At 37.4% G+C, this 13,991-nt stretch carries 18 protein-coding genes and 1 pseudogene; 14 read left to right on the plus strand and 5 right to left on the minus strand.

The features are described from left to right. Nucleotides 1-155: 155 nt before the first annotated feature. From guaA to HH_RS07050, 11 genes and pseudogenes are all read left to right on the plus strand, one after another. A pseudogene (guaA, locus tag HH_RS09860) lies at nucleotides 156-1,055 on the plus strand (glutamine-hydrolyzing GMP synthase); the annotation flags it as partial. Nucleotides 1,056-1,179: 124 nt separating this feature from the next. Further along, a complete protein-coding gene (locus HH_RS09905; RefSeq protein WP_366100744.1) occupies nucleotides 1,180-1,347 on the plus strand; it encodes a hypothetical protein in 168 nt (55 codons plus the stop codon). Next, complete coding sequence (locus HH_RS07010; protein WP_011116285.1) at nucleotides 1,307-1,633, plus strand: DNA methyltransferase; 327 nt, start codon at nucleotides 1,307-1,309, stop codon at nucleotides 1,631-1,633. The genes HH_RS09905 and HH_RS07010 overlap by 41 nt, the downstream gene beginning before the upstream one ends. Before the next feature lie 366 nt (nucleotides 1,634-1,999). Next, entirely contained in the window at nucleotides 2,000-2,695 is a 696-nt protein-coding gene (locus tag HH_RS07015) for a cytolethal distending toxin subunit A/C (RefSeq protein ID WP_011116286.1), read from the plus strand. A 19-nt stretch (nucleotides 2,696-2,714) separates the two neighbouring features. Beyond that, nucleotides 2,715-3,536 carry a cytolethal distending toxin subunit B family protein gene (locus tag HH_RS07020; RefSeq protein ID WP_011116287.1) on the plus strand — a complete coding sequence of 274 codons (822 nt, stop codon included), beginning with the start codon at nucleotides 2,715-2,717 and terminating at the stop codon, nucleotides 3,534-3,536. Nucleotides 3,537-3,545: 9 nt separating this feature from the next. Further along, a complete protein-coding gene (locus HH_RS07025) occupies nucleotides 3,546-4,097 on the plus strand; it encodes a cytolethal distending toxin subunit A/C (RefSeq protein WP_011116288.1) in 552 nt (183 codons plus the stop codon). A gap of 28 nt (nucleotides 4,098-4,125) precedes the next feature. Next, nucleotides 4,126-4,341, plus strand: a complete 216-nt coding sequence (locus HH_RS07030; RefSeq protein WP_226989481.1) for a hypothetical protein — start codon at nucleotides 4,126-4,128, stop codon at nucleotides 4,339-4,341. A 46-nt stretch (nucleotides 4,342-4,387) separates the two neighbouring features. Then, complete coding sequence (locus HH_RS07035) at nucleotides 4,388-4,936, plus strand: DinB family protein (protein ID WP_011116290.1); 549 nt, start codon at nucleotides 4,388-4,390, stop codon at nucleotides 4,934-4,936. Between the two features lie 323 nt (nucleotides 4,937-5,259). Further along, the gene (locus HH_RS07040) at nucleotides 5,260-5,691 is read left to right on the plus strand and encodes a DMT family transporter (RefSeq protein ID WP_011116291.1); all 432 of its coding nucleotides are present in this window, start codon (nucleotides 5,260-5,262) and stop codon (nucleotides 5,689-5,691) included. Then, complete coding sequence (locus HH_RS07045; RefSeq protein WP_011116292.1) at nucleotides 5,688-6,002, plus strand: DMT family transporter; 315 nt, start codon at nucleotides 5,688-5,690, stop codon at nucleotides 6,000-6,002. The genes HH_RS07040 and HH_RS07045 overlap by 4 nt, the downstream gene beginning before the upstream one ends. Nucleotides 6,003-6,198: 196 nt before the next feature. Next, entirely contained in the window at nucleotides 6,199-7,365 is a 1,167-nt protein-coding gene (locus HH_RS07050) for an MFS transporter (protein WP_011116294.1), read from the plus strand. A gap of 67 nt (nucleotides 7,366-7,432) precedes the next feature. Here the strand turns inward: HH_RS07050 and HH_RS07055 are convergent, their stop codons facing one another. From HH_RS07055 to HH_RS07070, 4 genes are read right to left on the minus strand one after another with little or no spacing between them, the layout of a single operon-like run. After that, on the minus strand, nucleotides 7,433-8,356 hold the full coding sequence (locus HH_RS07055; protein WP_011116295.1) for a hypothetical protein: 924 nt from the start codon (nucleotides 8,354-8,356) through the stop codon (nucleotides 7,433-7,435). After that, nucleotides 8,353-9,072, minus strand: a complete 720-nt coding sequence (locus HH_RS07060) for a hypothetical protein (protein WP_011116296.1) — start codon at nucleotides 9,070-9,072, stop codon at nucleotides 8,353-8,355. Before HH_RS07060 ends, HH_RS07055 begins: the two co-directional genes overlap by 4 nt. Further along, nucleotides 9,072-9,764 carry a hypothetical protein gene (locus HH_RS07065; RefSeq protein ID WP_011116297.1) on the minus strand — a complete coding sequence of 231 codons (693 nt, stop codon included), beginning with the start codon at nucleotides 9,762-9,764 and terminating at the stop codon, nucleotides 9,072-9,074. Before HH_RS07065 ends, HH_RS07060 begins: the two co-directional genes overlap by 1 nt. Before the next feature lie 2 nt (nucleotides 9,765-9,766). Next, a complete protein-coding gene (locus HH_RS07070) occupies nucleotides 9,767-10,444 on the minus strand; it encodes a hypothetical protein (protein ID WP_041309121.1) in 678 nt (225 codons plus the stop codon). Nucleotides 10,445-10,591: 147 nt separating this feature from the next. Between HH_RS07070 and HH_RS07075 the strand changes: the two genes are divergently transcribed. From HH_RS07075 to HH_RS07085, 3 genes are read left to right on the plus strand one after another with little or no spacing between them, the layout of a single operon-like run. Then, the gene (locus HH_RS07075; RefSeq protein WP_011116300.1) at nucleotides 10,592-11,107 is read left to right on the plus strand and encodes a cupin domain-containing protein; all 516 of its coding nucleotides are present in this window, start codon (nucleotides 10,592-10,594) and stop codon (nucleotides 11,105-11,107) included. Nucleotides 11,108-11,144: 37 nt separating this feature from the next. Beyond that, nucleotides 11,145-12,062, plus strand: a complete 918-nt coding sequence (locus HH_RS07080; protein WP_011116301.1) for a carboxymuconolactone decarboxylase family protein — start codon at nucleotides 11,145-11,147, stop codon at nucleotides 12,060-12,062. Nucleotides 12,063-12,103: 41 nt separating this feature from the next. Beyond that, a complete protein-coding gene (locus tag HH_RS07085; RefSeq protein WP_011116302.1) occupies nucleotides 12,104-13,264 on the plus strand; it encodes an aldo/keto reductase in 1,161 nt (386 codons plus the stop codon). Nucleotides 13,265-13,400: 136 nt separating this feature from the next. Here the strand turns inward: HH_RS07085 and HH_RS07090 are convergent, their stop codons facing one another. Next, nucleotides 13,401-13,946 (minus strand): Rrf2 family transcriptional regulator, encoded by a 546-nt coding sequence (locus tag HH_RS07090; RefSeq protein ID WP_226989482.1) that lies wholly within the window; start codon nucleotides 13,944-13,946, stop codon nucleotides 13,401-13,403. Nucleotides 13,947-13,991: the final 45 nt, after the last annotated feature.

Raw genomic sequence — 13,991 nt, forward strand, 5'->3', positions numbered from 1 at the left:
GGCAAAGTCATTTAGAATCTAGTGCAGATTCAGGTTCGGCAGTATCTTTGAGGGATTTTAAGAGTTGTGAAGGTGCGACACGAGGGAGTTACCTTGAGGGTAATGACAGAAGTGGAGTAGCAAACTCTCTTAAAATCACCAAAGAGACAACGAGTAAAGTGTTGTGTGCGGTGAGTGGTGGGGTAGATAGCTCCGTTGTCGCTGCACTTTTATATCGCGCCATTGGGGAGAATCTTATTCCAGTGTTTGTTGATACCGGACTTTTGCGCAAAGGCGAGAGAGAGGCAGTGGAGAAAATATTTAAAGAAAATCTCAAAGTGCCCCTGATTACTGCGGACGCAAGTGAGTTATTTTTAAGCCGCCTTAAGGGTGTGCTTGACCCCGAGATTAAGCGTAAAATTATCGGCGAGACTTTCATTGAAGTGTTTGAAAAAGAGGCGAAAAAGCATAATACAAAAGGTGAGATAAAGTTCCTCGCGCAAGGCACACTCTACCCTGATGTGATAGAATCTGTGAGTGTGAAGGGTCCCTCTAAGACGATAAAGTCTCATCATAATGTCGGTGGGTTACCTGAATGGATGAAGTTTGAGCTGATTGAGCCATTACGAGAGCTATTTAAGGACGAAGTAAGGGCATTAGGGCGAGAGCTTGGAATGCCTGAATCTATGCTAATGCGCCACCCATTCCCCGGACCCGGGCTAGCCATTCGCATTATGGGAGAGGTGAATAAGGCAGATTTGGATTTGCTGCGTGAGGCGGATTCTATCTTTATAGACGAGCTACACAAACAAAGCTATTATGATAAGGTATGGCAGGCGTTTTGTGTGCTGCTCAATGTGCGGAGTGTGGGTGTAATGGGCGATAATCGCACTTATGATAATACGATTTGTGTAAGAGCGGTGGAAGCGATTGACGGAATGACCGCAACTTTTGCGCATTTGCCTCACGATTTTTTAGAGGGCGTAAGTAATAGAATCATCAACGAAGTAGAGGGCATTAACCGCGTGGTGTATGATATCACAAGCAAACCGCCAGGGACGATTGAGTGGGAGTGAGGGGAAGTGTTATGAATTATTTTTTAGTTCAAACCATAGAACTTGCAAATCAAAAGGATTATTTTGAGAGTAGCTTTTTAGAGTATATCCTATAAGTCCAGACAATATAAGAGAAATAGATTCTATCAAATGGAATAGGTTTGAAAAAGCCTTTAGTGTCAATGAGCAAGAAAAAATTATAGAATCCTTACTTGATTTTGATTTGTTTCTTATTAAAGATTTTTATATTGCTTATCTAAGGCGCGACAAGAGTGCAATCAAAAGAAACGAATCGCCAAATAGGACCGCTTGATGATAAGGTGGGACACTATGTCAAAATCTTATGTGATGAGATTTTTGGAAGGGAGCATTTTATCAATGATATTACGCGCATTAAATGTAATCCTAAAAACTTTAAACGCAAAGCCTATGGGAATGTCAAAGATAGAATCTTATTTTATGTAAAAAGCAATCAATATGTTTGGAATGAAGTTTATGAGGAAATCACAAAAAATGATTTACATAAACGATTTAAAAAGCAAGATAAAAAAGCTTTTATACGATTATACCGCTTCACTCACCCACTGCTAAATAAGTGATTATCCGTTTAGAACAAATGAGCGCAAATAGTTAAGGAGCAATTAAAAAAAGATTAAAAATGATAAATTTTTAATAAAAATAAAAATTTTTGCATTATTAATCATTTTAATATATGATATAAATACATTTGAATAAAGCAGTTTTGCCAAATATAAATATATCAGGCTCTTTATGAAAATAAATAGCAAAATTAAAGTATTTAGCTCTATCTTATAGAATAAATTAAATAAACTTTTTTATTTAATTTTAATATATAAATTTAGATTCTTATTTACATTAATGTTTAAAATGTTTAAGTATTTAACTTTTGGTTATAGACTGCTATTGAGTGTATTTAATCAATTTATTTTACAAAGGATATAACAATGAGACTTTTATTTTTTCTCTTAATAACTCTTTTGTTTGCAGCGTGTTCTTCAACACCAAAGGTTCATCAGCCTAAGCATTCGTCTAAGACTGAAAAAGATTTGGGTATAGGATTAAGTCCAACGCCTCCACCTAATGAACGAATACCAGGTGAAAAATCAAGAGCAATGTTGATGGAAATGGAAGGGCGTGAAATTCCTGTTAGGATTCCTGATGCAAATGCATCAAAAATAGATAAAAATGTTTCTAATCCTATATCAATTATGTCTTCATCGGGAGGTCTTTTAACACTTTGGGCGCTTAAGCCAAGAAATTGGGTATGGGGATATACGCCTATTGATAGTTTTGAGTTTGGCAGAGCAAAATTTTGGCGTATTATAAGTTTTTCAAATGGGCAAGTGATAATTAAAAATATGCAAGAAGGTACTTGTCTTCAGGCTTACGGAAATGGTGTGATTCACGATATATGCGATAGTAAAAATCAAGCACAATTATGGAATCTCAACTTTTTTGACAATCAAGCCATACAAATTCAAAGTGTGAGTGCAAAAACTTGTTTGCAAACACCAACTGTGCGAACAACGACATACTATAGTATTTATTTAACAAAATGTGCGACGAGTTCTAACCTTGACCAACAATGGTATATTACCCCTGTGGCACTAGAACCAGAGCCTATTTTTTTCATTAAATAATCAATATTAAGGAGTAAAAATGAGAATACTATTATGCTTTTTAATGAGTTTTACCTTTGCTTTAGCCAATCTTGAAGATTATAGAGTAAGCACTTGGAATCTACAAGGTTCTTCAGCAAATACTGAGAGTAAATGGAATATAAGTGTGAGACAACTCATCACAGGAGATAATCCTGCTAATATTCTTATGGTGCAAGAGGCTGGCGCTATACCTGCTTCAGCGAGAAGAACAGGTAGAATGGTTCAGCCCGGTGGTACACCTGTAGAGGAGTTTACGTGGGAACTTGGAACTTATTCTAGACCAAATACAGTTTATATCTATTATGCTCCTCTAGATGTGGGAGCAAGAAGGGTGAATCTCGCCATAGTTTCTGATAGAAGAGCTGATGAAGTTCTTGTAGTGCATCAAAATGTTGTTGCTACAGAGGCATCGCGTCCAGCTATTGGTATTCGTATCGGCAATGATGTGTTTTTTAATATTCACGCTTTAGCAAGTGGAGGTGGTGATGCACCTGCTTTAGTTACAGCTGTGCACGATAATTTTATTAATATGCCACAAATAAATTGGCTTATCGCTGGAGATTTTAATCGCGATCCAGCGCTCTTGCAATCAGGGCTAGATACAAGAATCGCTAATCATATCCGTATTACTGCTCCAAACTCTGCTACACATTTTAGCTCTAGAGGAACAAATAGAACACTTGATTATGCGGTAGTAGGTAGATCAAGCCCTTCTCGTTCCACTATAGTATTGCCGCAAATTGCAGCAATACTTATGGCAGCAAATATACGCGCACACCTCTCATCTGACCATTCACCTGTGCATTTTGGACGATTTTAGGAGGCATCAATGAAAAAATTTACTTTATTATTCATTTTAATCTCAAGCTTTGTATATGGAGGTGGTCCTGAAGATTTACCAGATTTTACTGCACCATTTTCTCTAAGAAGCCTTGCAACAGGAGATTTGCTTGCTCCAGATTATAGAAAACCAAATTGGAATCTCAAGCAAGTTGATCTTGATGAGCAGATCCGCAAAAGTGATCCTTTTGATAAGTTTAATTTAGGGGCTATGCAATTTGTTAATGCAGATGATCCAAAGTCGTGCCTAGGGATTGATGAAAGCGGATTTTTTGCGCTTAAAAATTGTGAAGAGGATTTAAAAAGTAAAAATTTTGAAACCGTATTTACAATTATTCCTACAACAAGTTCTGCGGTGCAAATTCGTTCTTTTGTTTTGGATAAAACAGAATGTATTTCGGTGTTTTTTAACCCTCGCTTACCTTCAGGAAGGGGCATTGGCATTACTCCTTGTAGTGTAGATAAAATATTAACCATAAATTTGTATAAACTTATGCTCATTCTCCCTCCTTTAGTTGAGGCAAAAACTATTAATCCTTAAAAGTTTGCATAAAAGAAAGCTTGAGTTTGTGCGCAAAAGCAATCTCGATTGGCTCTATGTCAGCCCCGCAGCACTTTTTTATGAAGGTAAATCGCAAAATTATGAGTTAATAGGCGAGGAATTTAAAGTCAATGCAAAAGGTGAAAGTAGAGTGTCTTATAGCACTTATGCGACTGCACTTATCAAACTGCTTTCTAGTGGAGAGATTAAAATGTGCCAAAGAATAAGCCTCATTGAATTATAGATTCTAAATGATATAATGGCACAGATTTTATGCAAAAGGAAATAGAATGAAAGAGACTTTATTGCTTCAGGCGCAATACAATCAACTTGCCAATGAAAATATGTTTGCGACTTTTAAGAAATGCTCAAAGGAAGAGTTGTATAAGGATTGTGGGTTGTATTTTGGGAGTGTGATGCAAACAGCAGAGCATATTCTTTGCGAAGATATAGAGCTTGTTTTGGGGAGGTTTAGTGCCTTTGCTTCCAAACCATTAGAGGGTGTGGAGGAGATTTTGCAAACTCTTAACCTAGAAGAGGGTAAGTTACAAAGTGCGATTTATGAGGGTATGCACAGGCTAAAAAGCGCATTCTATGAGGATATGGGTGCATTTGAAGCGTTGCGTGCCAAAGTGGATAGCAAAATCATAGAATTAATAGAATCTATAGAGGATTTCAAAAGTATTGAAACATTTGCCTTTCCGGGTGTAGAGTTTAAAAAATCTCGTGGATTTTTTATCCTCGCACTTTTAAACCACGCCACACATCATCGCGGACAAATTGCCGCTGCGCTAGATATACGCAAAATTGAAAATGACTTTAATGGAATGTTTGGGTAGATAAAGATAAGTTTCTTAAACTTTTTTCAAACCATTAAATATACAAGTGTTGTGCGGGGCAGTGCAAGAGAGATATAGCTTTTATGCTATAATGCCACAAATTTAAGATTCTTAAAACGGAGGGATAAGCAATGATATGGGATTGTGGCTATGGGTTTTTCTCGTGGTTTCTTTTAGTCTATATTTTTGCTACCTCCTCGCTTTAACCCCTATTTCTTTTGTTTAATCATTTCACATAAATTCTAATCACATTTATGGGCTTTGGCTTTTTAAACCCATAAAATGTATAAAATAAAACATATAAAATAAAACAAAGGAAACAAATGAAAAATATCAAACTTACCCACAATCTCGCGTGGGGATTGGTGCTTTTTGGTGGCATTGTAGAATGCTTTTGGGCGAGTGGGTTAAAATATTCCGATAATCTCTTTTTTTACACACTCACAGGAATTGGGATTCTCATATCCTTTGTAAGTATGATTCTAGCGATAAAAGTCTTAGAGATTGGTATTGCTTATAGCGTGTTTGTGGGGATTGGCACAGCGGGCATTACACTTGCTGAAATCCTTATCTTTGGTGAGCCTTTCTCACCTCTTAAAATCCTCTTTATCGCGACCTTACTTCTTGGCGTGGTGGGGCTAAAGCTTTCAGCAGATAAGACAGAGGAATCTCAAGGAGAAAAACTTGCAGAAACGCTCTCACACGATTTGGGAATTGATGAAATCGTGCAAGATTCTATCAAGGAGGCAAAATGAGTTGGGTGTATCTCATAATGGCTGGTTGTATGGAAATCATAGGCGTAATTACGATGAAAAAATACTCCCTAAGTGGGCGAAAAATCTTTTTGCTTGGGCTTTTGGTGCAGTTTATGCTAAGCTTTGCTCTGCTATCAATGGCTATGCAGGGCATTGCGATGGCGACAGCCTATGCGATATGGACAGGCATTGGCGCAGCTGGAGGCGTGCTTGTGGGCGTGGTGTTTTTTAAAGAAAGTAAAAGTGCAAAAAAACTCTTTTTCATCGCACTTATTATTATCTCTGTCGTGGGATTAAAGGCACTATCATAAATTTTAGTTAGCTTGGAATCTTTAGCTTCGCTTGGGGCTAAAGAGCTACGAGGTTTATATTTACTTGGCTTTTAGCTAGATTAGTAGCGCAAGATTTGCTTCATAATTTTAATATATTTTTTCTCCAACCCCTTGACAAACACCAAGTATCAGGCTTTATAATGTCAATTTTATTATTTCAAACAAAGGAATCTAAATGATAAAAACAAATCCTCTTTTGCTTCCTACGCTAATGCTTGGTGTATTTGCGCTTTTGAGTATGGAGCTTGGAATGATGGGTGTGCTGCCTATCGTGGCGGAAGTCTATAATGTGAGTGTCGCAGACGCGGGGTGGGTTGTGAGTATTTTTGCACTCATTGTTGCGCTTGTCGCACCGATTTTACCCCCGCTTTTGACGAAGTATGACGCGAAAAAAGTTTTGCTATTTTGCCTGCTTATCTTTAGCGTTAGCTCGTTTTTGGCAGCCTTTTGCACAAATTTTATTGTGTTGCTTATCTTGCGTGCAATTCCAGCATTTTTTCACCCTATCTTTTGCGCCTTTGCCTTTAGTATGGCAGCGGATTCTGTCCCACACAACGAATCCCCAAAGGCAATCGCAAAGATTTTTATCGCTGTCTCTGCGGGTATGACGCTTGGGGTGCCGCTTACTAGCTTTATCGCAAGCAATACAAGCCTTGAAATGTCTTTTATCTTTTTTGGTGCGCTTAACGCTCTAAGCCTCCTTGCCACACTTTTATTTATCCCAAATCAAAAGCAAGAGCAAAAAGCTCCACAAAACGAGCAATTCAAGGTATTAGCAAAGCCCATAGTGTGGGTTTCTGTCATTGTTGTAATGCTCCTAAATGGAGCAATGTTTGGCTTTTATAGCTATATGAGTGAGTTTTTGCTCCATTTCACGCAGGTTTCTTTTAATCTCATTAGCGCGCTTTTGCTTATCTATGGGCTAAGCAATGTCATCGGCAATTTCATTGCGGGTAAAAGCCTTGTGAGTGCGCCCAATGCGACTTTAAGAATCGTGCCTTTAAGCCTCATTGTGTTATATAACGCACTCTTTTTTGGTGGGGGCAATGTTTGGGGTGCAAGTGTGATTCTCATCATTCTTGGCATCTTTGCGGGGATTGGTAATAATATGGCGCAATTTGTCGTAACCTCGCCTATCCCAGAGGCAAAGGAACTCGCAAATGGACTTTTCATCAGTGCTGCAAATATCGGTATCACGCTTGGCACTTCGCTTTGTGGGCTGTTTATCTCACTCAATGGCTCACGCTTTGCAGTTTTAGCGGCAGTGTGCTTGGTGGTTTTAAGCATTATATTTTTAATGCTTAGAGGGCAGATTCTCATAAAAAGCAAGGAGACAAAGTGAAAGACAAGGATAAAAAGAAATAAAAAGTTTTTGAGGAGAGGAGATTCTAAGCAAGATGAAATCTTTGCTACACAGAAGTTATTTTTGGCTTGCTTGCATTGTAGGTAAGTCGTGCTTCTTTTTGAGATTCAACTCCTCTTTCAAAAGCAGTATCACGCATTGCTTTATAGCTTGCTTTGAATGTGCCATTTTCTCTATCAAATATATCTTGCAGACTTAAGCGAGTATGATAATAGACAAAGGTTTGCCACTCATTATTATCTCTCTTATAGCCGCTATATGCGAGTAAATCGCGCAAACTCTGCTCACTGAAATCCTTACAAGTCAAATCCTCACAGAGATTTTTCATAAAATCTTTATTTCTAAAGGGCTTGTAGTAGTCTTGCTCGTTTGCCTCAAAAAATGCTTTTGCCTTTTCTAGGTTGGCTTTAATGGTTTCTGCAAGCTCCTGTATTTTCTCTGAAATCAATTCTAATGCGCTTTTACCCCATTTTGAGGTTGCAAAAAGAGCAGCTATAAAGGCAATGAATGCTGCAATGATGAGGGCAAGCCACCAAGAAGCACTTATTAAGCCTATAATAGAAGCAGTAATGCCATACACAATCACTTCATACCCAACACTTGCCAATCCTCTATACCATTCTTTTGTGCCTTGATTATACACAAACACAAGAGAATATCCCTCTAGGATAAATGTCCATTTGCTAAACTTCTTAGAAGCTTGACTAATATAACCTTTTTTGTATAGTTGTTCTATCCCCTCACTGATTGCAGCAAATATACTCCCAATCACCCCCATACCAATATCCGAGCCATTGCCTCTAAAATGTATGCCTTGCACCATAATTTCTAAAGTATCCCCGATTTGATAAAATACTATTTTTTCATTACGATAGAGAAACTTTCTTTGCTCCTCCTCTTGCTTTATCTTTTCTCTTTGGAAATAATCTGAATCATTCATATAGGGAAAATTGCTCCAATTGCCATTCATTTTTGCTCCTCCTCTTGCAAGCCTCTTCTTTTTTTTATAGGTTTAATTTTCTCACGCAAATCATATTGATTTGCTTTGCCTTGTTTCTCTAAGGCTTCTTGTGTTTTTTCTCTTAGGATTTCAAGGAGTTTTTTCATATCTTGCTCATCATTATCAACTATCACATAAACTTTAGATTCTTTGTTTGAAAGATTATGAAAGTAGTGGCGATATTGTGTATTTATATCATTTATTCTTATTACCCACGAACCCGTATAGATAGCACTTGATACCCAATTTACATAAAACCCAAATTCCCCATATTTATAGAATCTATGCTGATACCATAGCTTTAAAAAACCACTAGAGCGTATATACATTCCCTCATTAGTAAGCCAAATAGCATTTCTTTGACGAAAAAAGAGCCCATTAAAGCTCCATAAAACCAATAAAAAAGGTGCAGGAAAGCAAATACTATATAACCCCAAAACAAGCCAATTTTCTAAGCTCAAATATGTAGGATAACTAAAGATTAGAATCATCGTATCATAGATTGCACTATAATTATAAAGCCTTGTTAAAATCAAAAGTGAGAAATAAAACACAATGATTGTCGCTATTCTATCTACTATCCGCTCAAAACGATTAAATTTTCCCTTAGGAAAACTATACTTAAACTCATAAATGATTTCATCTTTGTGTGGTTGTTGAGGCATTTGCTTAGAATCTGTTTGCATTACCACTCCTTTATATCTATATCTTTAATTTTTTCTTTAAGGTTATATTTTTCTGCTCTGCCTTGTCTTTGTAAGGCTTCTTGCGTTTTTTCTCTTAGGATTTGCAAGAATTCTTCAATATCATTTTCGCCATTGATTGCAAAAGTAAAAAACTTTGAGTGTTTAAAATCAAATAATTTATACTTTTTATCTATATCATCACAAATTTTTATCGCCAAAGAGGATTGAGAGAAACCAAGCCCCCAAATATTCTGCGCCATTAACGAAAATGTCCCATACGGATAGAATTGTTTTGTTTTCCATAATAAAATCCCACGTGTAGCATTGATGTAAATACCATCAGAAGTAAGGACAAAAGTATTGTGGGGTTGTAAAATAAAAGTGTGCAGACTAAAGACTATCATAGTGATGAGAGGGAGTTGCAAGATAAAAAATACAAACAATAATACAAATATTCCAAGCAATGTTTGCATATTGAAATGTGATGCAAAAATAGGCTTTATCGTTGGATAAAAAATGCCATCATAAAAAGCACATAAAAACAATAAAGATGACAGCAAAACAAGAAACCAATTAATCCTGTCTATGATTCGCTCTACCCTATCTCCCCACCCCTTTGGAAAACTATACTTAAACTCATAAATGATTTCATCTTTGTGTGGTTGTGGTGATTTATTCCAATTACCATTCATTTTTACCCCTTTTGGATATTTTTAATTCTATCATTCACATTATATATTTCTGCCTTGCCTTGTTTCTTTAGGGCTTCTTGTGTTTTTTCGCGCAAGATTCTAATGATTTCTTGTTCATACTGCATTCCCACATATTCTAAAAAGGGTATTGTATGTGAGTGCTTAAAATCAAAGAATTTATAATTTTTGCTTATATCATCACAAACTCTTACTGCCCAAAAAATCTTTCCACCAAAATAACTATGAAATGAAAAATTCCCATAAGCATAAAATTTGTATTGATAATATGGAAAAAAGAGGGGAGCATATTTGATATATACACCTTTGTGTGTTAAGGTGATAGAATGATAAGGACATAAGAAAAGGATATTAATACAAGCACAAATAAAAAGAAAGAGTAAAAGACAAGGAATGATATAAATAATAAAACACAAACAAGCAAGAATAATATAGTCTAATATCTCAATATTTTGTAGCATTATTAAATTAGAGGTTATAAAGTTGAGTGTAGATTCTATTTGGTATTGCAACATCAAAAGAGCAAACAAACAACCGACCCAAAAAACTAATTTTATCATTAATCTCTCTACACGATAAAACCACCCCTTTGGAAAACTATACTTAAACTCATAAATGATTTCATCTTTGTGTGGTTGTGGTGATTTATTCCAAGCCGACATTGCACCCCTTGTTTCCTCTGCGATTATCAATCCTTATGCTGTGATTATAACAAAATCTTTTATGATAAATTTTAATATTCCCCTTGACAAACACCAAGTGTCAGGCTTTATAATGTCAAATGTATTTTAAAATCATAAGGAGAAAAAATGCAAAAACTCATTGCTATTGCTTTGGTAGCGGCTTTAGGTTGCGTGAATATCGCTTATACAAAGGAGGCAAAAATGCAAAAAACACAAGAAGTGGTTAAAAGTGGCAGTCTTGGAGGATTTAAAGGAGATTCTAAAATCTTTAGCGGTGAAGTGAGTGTCAAAACACTTTTTAAAAGCGGAGATTATCGCCCTTATGGAGGTGGGGAGGTTACCTTTAGCCCAAAGGCTAGGACAGCGTGGCATACTCACCCTGCAGGACAGACGCTTATAGTTACACAAGGCACGATTTATACGGGCACAAAAGCAGGTATTACACAAATCGCAAAGGTTGGTGATGTGGTGCTTTGTCCGCCTGATGTAGAGCATTGGCACGGAGCAGGCTTGAAAGAAAAGGGCGTGCATATCGCCCTTACGCACGAGAAAAATGGCAAGAATGTTACTTGGCTAGAGCTTTTAAGCGATACAGAATATGAGGGCTATATCAAGGAGGCAGAGGGCAAGATGAGAAAATGAGATTTTCAAATATTAAGTTTATTATTTAGGAGAAAGAATGCAAGAGTACAAAGAGTTATTAGAGCGCAGGGAGTTTCTCAAAACCTCTGCAAAGTTTGGCGCAGTTGCAAGTCTAGTGAGCCTTAGCGGATTTGCCTTAAGTGCGTGTGATTCTAAGACTTCAAACACGCAAACACAACACATTCAAGGAGACACAATGAAAACTAATCTAACCCCAAAAGCCAAGCAAACCTTTGAAAAGCTTTTTGGCAGCACCGATGTGCCACTAAGCAAAAGCGACCCCGAGTTTTTTAGTAATTATGTGAATTTTGCCTTTGATGAGGTGCCAAGTGAATCCAAGCTTGAGCTAAAAGAAGGCTTGATGATTACTCTTGCCTCACTTGTAGCTATTCCTGCTTTGAGTGAGTTTAAGGCAATTCTCAACGCAGCTTTGAAAAATGGCGTTGAACCTGTGGCAATTAAGGAAATTCTCTACCAAGCCACGCCTTATGTGGGTATGGGGAAAGTGCTAGATTTTATTAATGCCACCAATGAAATCTTTGCACAACTTGGAATTGCGCTTCCTTTGGAATCTCAAGGCAGGGTAGAATACGCTCAAAGGAGAGAAAAAGGGCTAGAAACCCAACGCGCACTTTTTGGTGAGGCGATTGACAAAGGCAATGCCGCAGCACCAAAGGATTATCAACATATCCGCACCTTTTTAAGTGCGAATTGCTTTGGGGATTATTACACGCGCGGTGGGCTTCCTCTAAAGTTTAGGGAGCTTTTAACCTTTGTGTATATCCTCTCAATGGGCGGGGCAGATTCTCAAGTGAGGGCGCATATCGCAGGAAATATAAGAGTGGGAAATGATAGAGGCAAACTCATCTCTGTCATCACCGCACTTGTGCCTTACATCGGCTACCCTAGAAGCTTAAACGCCCTAAGTGCGCTTGATGAGATTGCGCCGTTGTAGTAATAGGGAAATAAATGATAGCAAACATACAAGGAAATACAATGAAAGAAAAATCAGCAAAAGCTTCAAGACGAGAGTTTTTAAAAACAAGTGCAGCACTTGCTACAATGGCATTTTTTAGCTCTAGTGCGTTTGCAAAAGATTCTAAAGAATCTACTCAAGCACGCAAAGAGAGCACAAATACAAAGAATCGTGTAATTCTACAAAGAAAAATTGGCGATTTCAAAGTCTCCGCGATTGGCTTAGGTTGTATGGGAATGAGTGCCAATCACGGACCTACAAGGGATAAAAAAGAAATGATAAAGCTGCTGCATAAAGCGGTGGATTTGGGATATACATTCTTTGATACCGCTGAAGTGTATGGACCACATACCAATGAGGAGCTTTTGGGCGAGGCTTTGAAAGGTTATAAAGACAAAATCGTCATCAATACCAAATTTGGCTTTTACTATCCCTTTGGCAAACAACAGCTAGATTCTAGTCGCAAGTCTATTATGCGCGCAGTTGATGGGAGCTTGAAACGTTTAAAAAGGGATTGTATTGACCTCTACACGCAGCATAGAGTGGATATTGACACGCCTATTGAGGAAGTGGCAGGGACGATGAAAGATTTAGTCAAAATGGGCAAAATCAAAGCGTGGGCGTTAGGCGAAGCAGGGATTAAGACAATAGAGAGGGCGCACAAAGTCTTTGCCCCTGTGGCAATGCAGAGTCAATACTCTATGGCATTCCGTGAATTAGAGCAAAATGGCATAATGGATACTTGCCAAAAGCTAGGAATCACGATTGTCGCTTATTCTCCGCTTGATAGAGGATTTTTAGGTGGAAGCTTTAATAAAAACACGACTTTTCACAAAACGCTTGATTTCCGCGCGTCTATGCCACGTTACACCAAAGAAGCCCTAGAGGCAAATCAAAGTGTGATTGAGTTTATCAAAAAGGTAGCGCAGAGTAAAAGCATTAATGGCAAACCAGCAAGTGTCGCACAAGTCGCCTTAGCGTGGATTCTCTCTAACAAAAGCTTTGTCATTCCAATCCCTGAAACCACGAAAATCCACAGACTAGAGGAGAATCTTAACGCAAGTTTATTGCACTTTAGCCTTAACGAGCTAAAAGAAATCAATAAGGAATTAAGCAAGATTGTCATCATAGGGGATAGATACGCACCCAATAGCGATGCGGCAAAGAGCGTGGGGCTGTAGATTTTAAATCTTATTTGCCCCTTGACAAATACTAAGTGTAAGGATTTATACTATTATTTTATCTTGAAAGGGGCAAATATACAAAAATCACACGAAAAATGCGTAGAGTGCTTCATCAAAACTTTTGCAAACTTTATCACAATGGCAAGTTTTGCAATTTTTTCAATAAATTGCTTAATTTTACTTTTGAAAGATAAGATTCTAAAGTAATTTGTGCTTTTTCAAAAGATGAATCTAAAATAAGATGAATGTTTTTACCCAAAGGGCAAAGCTCATTAGGATTAGCGTGAAACTTAAAAAGCCGATTTTTGCCATTAGTCTCTTTGCCACCCATAGACTGCACTGCATTAAAAATATCTAAAAGGCTTATTTCTTGTGGTTTTTTACTCAATACACTCCCGCCACTGCCTCTTGCTACATTTATTAACCCCGCAGATTTAAGTTGAGCAAGGATATTGCGGATAATCACGCTATTCACTCCCACAGAATCCGCTAAAGCCTCGCTTGTCATCTTTTTGCAATGTGTTTTGTCTGTATTTGCATTGAACCCTGAATCCTCATTGAAAAACTCCAAACACAAACAGATATGGATAGCAATACTAAAGCGTGAGGGGATTTGCATAAGATTCCTTTGATTGATTTGTGGTATTGTAGCACAAGATTGTATTGTAATACTTGACATTATAACAAAACTGCTTTATACTTCCTCTATTACTAGTTGTAATAT

It is taken from the genome of Helicobacter hepaticus ATCC 51449, assembly GCF_000007905.1.
GTDB lineage: Bacteria > Campylobacterota > Campylobacteria > Campylobacterales > Helicobacteraceae > Helicobacter_C > Helicobacter_C hepaticus.

What these genes read in the sequence shown, in the direction of transcription:
- HH_RS07035 (WP_011116290.1), top strand. Translation starts at nt 4,388, where the DNA reads ATGAAAGAGACTTTATTGCTTCAGGCGCAATACAATCAACTTGCCAAT.
- HH_RS07015 (WP_011116286.1), top strand. Translation starts at nt 2,000, where the DNA reads ATGAGACTTTTATTTTTTCTCTTAATAACTCTTTTGTTTGCAGCGTGT.
- HH_RS07040 (WP_011116291.1), top strand. Translation starts at nt 5,260, where the DNA reads ATGAAAAATATCAAACTTACCCACAATCTCGCGTGGGGATTGGTGCTT.
- HH_RS07080 (WP_011116301.1), top strand. Translation starts at nt 11,145, where the DNA reads ATGCAAGAGTACAAAGAGTTATTAGAGCGCAGGGAGTTTCTCAAAACC.
- HH_RS07020 (WP_011116287.1), top strand. Translation starts at nt 2,715, where the DNA reads ATGAGAATACTATTATGCTTTTTAATGAGTTTTACCTTTGCTTTAGCC.
- HH_RS07055 (WP_011116295.1), bottom strand. Translation starts at nt 8,356, where the DNA reads ATGAATGGCAATTGGAGCAATTTTCCCTATATGAATGATTCAGATTAT.
- HH_RS07050 (WP_011116294.1), top strand. Translation starts at nt 6,199, where the DNA reads ATGATAAAAACAAATCCTCTTTTGCTTCCTACGCTAATGCTTGGTGTA.
- HH_RS07025 (WP_011116288.1), top strand. Translation starts at nt 3,546, where the DNA reads ATGAAAAAATTTACTTTATTATTCATTTTAATCTCAAGCTTTGTATAT.
- HH_RS07075 (WP_011116300.1), top strand. Translation starts at nt 10,592, where the DNA reads ATGCAAAAACTCATTGCTATTGCTTTGGTAGCGGCTTTAGGTTGCGTG.
- HH_RS07090 (WP_226989482.1), bottom strand. Translation starts at nt 13,946, where the DNA reads ATGTCAAGTATTACAATACAATCTTGTGCTACAATACCACAAATCAAT.
- HH_RS07065 (WP_011116297.1), bottom strand. Translation starts at nt 9,764, where the DNA reads ATGAATGGTAATTGGAATAAATCACCACAACCACACAAAGATGAAATC.
- HH_RS07070 (WP_041309121.1), bottom strand. Translation starts at nt 10,444, where the DNA reads ATGTCGGCTTGGAATAAATCACCACAACCACACAAAGATGAAATCATT.
- HH_RS07060 (WP_011116296.1), bottom strand. Translation starts at nt 9,072, where the DNA reads ATGCAAACAGATTCTAAGCAAATGCCTCAACAACCACACAAAGATGAA.
- HH_RS07045 (WP_011116292.1), top strand. Translation starts at nt 5,688, where the DNA reads ATGAGTTGGGTGTATCTCATAATGGCTGGTTGTATGGAAATCATAGGC.
- HH_RS07085 (WP_011116302.1), top strand. Translation starts at nt 12,104, where the DNA reads ATGAAAGAAAAATCAGCAAAAGCTTCAAGACGAGAGTTTTTAAAAACA.